Annotated in this window: 6 protein-coding genes; 3 read left to right on the plus strand and 3 right to left on the minus strand. The window is 62.7% G+C overall.

Annotation, left to right across the window (positions count from 1 at the left end):
• The 3 genes from ACYVDE_RS14320 to rlmN all read left to right on the plus strand — a co-directional run.
• A partial coding sequence (locus tag ACYVDE_RS14320) for a helix-turn-helix domain-containing protein (protein ID WP_460502224.1) occupies positions 1-308 on the plus strand: 308 nt, incomplete at its 5' end.
• Positions 309-400: 92 nt separating this feature from the next.
• Complete coding sequence (locus tag ACYVDE_RS14325) at positions 401-985, plus strand: cupin domain-containing protein (protein ID WP_460502225.1); 585 nt, start codon at positions 401-403, stop codon at positions 983-985.
• Between the two features lie 73 nt (positions 986-1,058).
• Complete coding sequence (gene rlmN, locus ACYVDE_RS14330; protein WP_460502227.1) at positions 1,059-2,138, plus strand: 23S rRNA (adenine(2503)-C(2))-methyltransferase RlmN; 1,080 nt, start codon at positions 1,059-1,061, stop codon at positions 2,136-2,138.
• A 20-nt stretch (positions 2,139-2,158) separates the two neighbouring features.
• Here the strand turns inward: rlmN and ACYVDE_RS14335 are convergent, their stop codons facing one another.
• The 3 genes from ACYVDE_RS14335 to ACYVDE_RS14345 form a co-directional block, all read right to left on the minus strand.
• On the minus strand, positions 2,159-2,893 hold the full coding sequence (locus ACYVDE_RS14335) for a hypothetical protein (protein ID WP_460502228.1): 735 nt from the start codon (positions 2,891-2,893) through the stop codon (positions 2,159-2,161).
• Between the two features lie 81 nt (positions 2,894-2,974).
• Complete coding sequence (locus tag ACYVDE_RS14340) at positions 2,975-4,003, minus strand: hypothetical protein (RefSeq protein ID WP_460502229.1); 1,029 nt, start codon at positions 4,001-4,003, stop codon at positions 2,975-2,977.
• Between the two features lie 376 nt (positions 4,004-4,379).
• Entirely contained in the window at positions 4,380-4,646 is a 267-nt protein-coding gene (locus ACYVDE_RS14345) for a hypothetical protein (protein WP_460502230.1), read from the minus strand.
• Positions 4,647-4,941 lie beyond the last annotated feature (295 nt).

The following is a 4,941-nucleotide window of genomic DNA, read 5'->3' on the forward strand; positions in this document are numbered from 1 at the left end:
CCCACACCACCCTCGACGCGCTGGCCCGCCACGCCTGCCTGAGCCCGCGGCAGCTTGACCGGCAGTTTGTCCAGCGCCTGGGCGTGAGGCCCGCGCTCTACGCCCGCATTGTGCGCTTCGACCGAGCCTTCCGGCTCAAGAACAGCCAGCCGGGGCTCGACTGGCTTAGCATTGCCCTGGCCTGCGGCTACTACGACCACCAACACCTCGCCAAAGACTACCGCGCCTTCACGGGCAGCAGTCCCAGCGCTTTTTTCGAGCAGGATAACCGGGCGCCCGAGCGGGCTTTTGGGTTGGTGGAGGCCTGAACCCGGGCCCGTTAAAAACGTCCATTTTTTACCAATAGCCGAGGCCGGCGGGGCGGAATCTTTGTGCATTCCCAACCTCAAAACCCTTGGTTATGCAACGCCGATACTTTCTGGCCACCTCGCTGCTGGCCGCGCCTGCAGCCGCTTTCGCCGCCTCCGGCCTCCCCTGCCCCACCCTGCCGCCTGCGGCCGATGCCACCGCGCCGGCCGCTACCGGCAGCTTCGTGGTGAATGCGGGCGAGGGCCGCTTCCAGGAGAAAACCTTCGTGGGGCCCAACCCCAACGACATCAAGATTTCGGGCAAGGATACTGGCGGGGCGCTGGCCGTGTTCGAGTACACCGGCGTGGCCAAGGGCGGCCCCTCGCTGCACCTGCACGTGGCGCAGGATGAGGTCTTTTACGTGGTGAGCGGCGAATACCTGTTTGTGGTGGGCGACGAGCAGCGTCAGCTCAAGGCCGGCGACACCATTTTCCTGCCCCGCCAGGTGCCCCATACCTGGACGCAGCTCACCGATACCGGTAAGCTGGTGTATTTCCTGCAGCCCGCCGGCCAGATGGAGGACTTCTTCCGGGCCCTCTCGGCCAGCAAAGCGCCGCGCACCCAGGCCGAGCGCGAAAAGATGTCGCGCGACCACGGCATGCAGCTGCTGGGCCCGCCGCTGCCCATTAAGTCCTGAGGTTCTGGCGGGTTCCCGGCCCGTTCGCCGATTCCTGGGAACCCAACGGCCTGTTGGCTTGTATCTTTGCACTATGCTGCTCGAACTGCCCCTCGCCCCCGTTATTAAAAAGCGTGATATCCGCAAAACCTCGCCCGACGAGCTCAAGGCCTTTATGGTGGAGCACGGCGAGAAGCCCTTCCGCGCCAAGCAGGTGCAGGAGTGGCTTTGGAAAAACACCGCCGCCACGTTTGAGGAGATGAACAACATCTCGGTGGCCACCCGCGAGCTGCTCGATAAGCACTTCGTCATCAACGGCGTAACGGTGCAGAACAAGCAGCTCTCGAACGACGGCACCATCAAGTCGGCGTTCAAGCTCTACGATGGCAACGTGGTGGAAGGCGTGCTCATTCCGCACGACACGCGCATGACGGCCTGCATCAGCAGCCAGGTGGGCTGCTCGCTCACGTGTAAGTTTTGCGCCACCGGCTACATGGACCGCAAGCGCAACCTCGACGCGGCTGAGATTTACGACCAGGTGGTGCGCATTCGGGAGCAGTGCGAGGCCCAGTACGGCACGCCGCTCACCAACATCGTGTACATGGGCATGGGCGAGCCCCTGCTTAACTACGCCAACGTGGTGGAAAGCGTGCGCCGCATCACCGCGCCCGACGGCCTGAACATGGCCCCGCGCCGCATCACCATCAGCACGGCCGGCATCGCCAAGATGATTAAAAAGCTGGCCGACGACGACGTGAAGGCCAACCTGGCCCTCTCGCTGCACGCCCCCACCGATGCCAAGCGCAACGAAATCATGCCCATCAACGAGGCCAACTCCCTGGCCGCGCTGAAGGAAGCCCTGCAGTACTACCACCAGAAAACCGGCCGCAAAGTCACCTACGAATACATCGTGTTCGAGAACTTCAACGACGAGCTGGAGGACGCCGCCGAGCTGCTCAAAATTGCCAAGTGGCTGCCCTGCAAGGTGAACCTCATCGAATACAACCCCATCGAGAACGCCGCTTACCAGAACGCCGAGGCCGACAAAATCACGGCCTTCCACAAGTTCCTGGCCGACCGCGGCGTGCAAACCAACATCCGTCGCTCGCGCGGCAAGGACATCGACGCCGCCTGCGGGCAGCTGGCCGTGAAGGAGGAAAAGTCGGCCGCCTAGCCCCCGGGCCGGCGCAGGCGTCAGCGCTTGCGCTTGGCGTCTTCGCCCAGCAAGATGAGGTAGGTAGGGCACTTGGTCATCATCAGGCTGGCTAGCTTGATGCCGAATGCCCGCATGCTGTCCTTGTTGTTCATCTGCTCCGTCGAGTACACGGTCATCAGCGTCGGCAGGCTCCTGATGATTTCCGTCTGCATGATGCGGGTCATGGTTTCGCTGCGGCGGGCCGGAGTCATGGCCTTCAGCGGCTGCCGGGCGTCGGCGGCGGCCAGCTGCGTGCACACGCTGTCGGCAATAGGCTGCAGCACGGCCTTTTCTTCATCGGCAATGTTGTTCATGCTTTCCATGCCTGCGGAGCCCAGACCTTTCTGCGCCGAGGAGGTGCGCAAAATCAGGGCCATCGAAACCGGGCAATCCTTGCTTAGCAGCTGCACCGCGGTTTCGCCCACGTTGCGGCCCATCTTCGTATTGCTCAGGCCCCGGGCCTGGCCCGCGCTCAGCATAGAGGCAAACTCGCCGGCGTGCTCACTCATGCTCGTCATGGTCAGGCGCATGAACAGCTCGTCGGCCTGCTTCGCCGAAAGCTTGTTGAAATCCTGCTTGCGCGCCTCTTCCTGAATGCGCGTGCACATTGAGGCCGCTATCAGGCGCGAAAAATGGGCATGGCCGGGCAGCGTGTCGGGAGCCTGCGCCAGCGCCGGGCGCGTCAGCAGCAAGCTCATCCACAGCCAGCCCGCAATCGGTAGAATGTGTTTCATCCGGGCAATATACGCCTGGCCCCGGCTTCCGGCCCGGGGCCGGCCGGGCGGCAAAAGGGGCCGCTCGGCTCCCACCTGGGCCTACCGCACGGCCCCCTTCCCGAAGCGAAACGAAAAGTCGACATACACCGGCAACACGTTGGTTGAATAGCCGCGGCCGCCGGTGTTCACGGTTTGCATGGTTTGCACGTACTGGCCGCCGGGCGTGTAGTAGCTGTTGTACTGGGTTTCTTCGTGTTCGAACTCGTATAGGTAGAGCGCGCCCAGGCCCAAGCTGGTGCGCCGCCAGTTGAACTTGATACCGTAGAGGCCAGCCATGCCGGCGGCGTGGTCGGCCACAACGTAGTTTTCACTCACCAGCGAAATCAGGCGCGACACCCGTGTCTGGCCCCCAATCTGCAGCATGGGCGTCGACCCGATTTTACCTTCTACAAACCCGTAGCCCAGTCCCACGGTGAAGTTGTTGTCGGCGCTGCCGTAGGTGAGCGCGCCGTAGCCGATGCCGGCCCCATAGCCGCTGCCGTGGCTGTCGAAGGTGGGAATGCGCACGTACAGCAGGCCTGCACCTGCGTAAAGCTTCTCGCTGATGGGGTAGCTCAGCTTGGGCGTGAGCGCCAGAAATTGGTTGCTGAGCTCGGCCCCGGGAAAAAGGGAGATGTAGCCGCCCATCGAGAGGTGGTCGGTAACGCCGTAGTTGATGCCGGCCAGAAACACGTCCACGTCCTGCAGCACGGCTTCGCCCTCACGCAGATTGCGGGCCGTGGGCGCAAAAAACAGGCGGTTGCCGTTGCCAATGTCGTAGTAGCCGGATTTACCCGTTGTGGGCCGGGTGGGCGTAGCAACAGCCGGCGCGGAGGCAACTGCCGCGGTGGCGGCCGGGGCTGGCGCTACGGGCGGGGCGTCCTGCAGGTCGGCCCGCCGAATCTGGCCGCGCTCCAGCTTGAGGTGACCCAGCTCCTTGGAATCAAATTCGAGCGCCGTCAAACTCATGCTCACCAGCACACCGCTAAAAACGGAGCCCTGCACCGTTTCGACCCGGTAAGTGCGCCCGAGCTGGAATGGGTCGGCCGCGGGCGGGGCAGCCGGAACTGCGGGCGGCGTGCCCAGCATGGGCGGGGCCGTTTGAGCGAAGGATGCGCCATGCCCAAGCACCAACGCGCAGAAAAGGGGTAGTAATGCTTGTTTCATGGCTGGGTTCTTTTTGTCAAAGATGCGCTGCTGCGGGGGTACAGTTGCAAACCAATAATCAGGTTGACCGGATTTTTAAACCGTCCACCCAATATACTTCACCCATCAAAACAAATCAGCGATTATGACTGATTTTCAGAAATTAAAGCCATGCAACGCACCCTTAATACACACAATTAATCAGACTTTTGAATCTCCTCCGCAGTGCCTTTGCGCTAGCGTAGCCGGGACATTGAACATAAAAAAGCCCGACTACACAGTCGGGCTTTCTTGCGGGTCGATAAGCTGATGCCGAATATTAGTCGGCCAAGCCGTCGTGGTTGCGGTCTTTGGCGTCGCCGGCGGCTTTGTAGAGGTCTTTGCCGGTGACGGGGCGAGCGGTGTCGCGGGCGAGGCCAGCCGTGGCCGAGTCGCCGCCGGCTACGCCGTCCTGGCCGGCAGCCATGCCTTTTTTGGTGTAGCCGCGCTCCACGTTGGTGTCGCCCTCTTTGGTACCGGAGCTGCAGGCGCTAAGAGAAGCCGCCAGCACACAGGCAACGGCAACGGGGCGGAGAAAGGATTTCATGAGCATGAAAGAGCGAAGAAGGTGTGATACATAAGCAGTGATGCAAGGTAAAGAAATAACCCGGCGCCGCGCAACCCGTACCGCCCGAAGCGGTTGTGAGGCGGCAGGCTCGTTTTCCGGCCCGCACCGCATTCCCTAATTCTACTCCGCCATGTCCGAACTTGTTGCGGGCGCCGCCCCGGTGCCCACCCCGGCCTACACCTATCCCGAATTCCGTGCCCTGGTGGGCCGGCTGGCTGCCGAGCATCGCACCACCGGCCCCGACCAGACGCCCGGCCTCGTGCGCTACACCGAC

The sequence above is a fragment of the Hymenobacter agri genome (assembly GCF_054778495.1).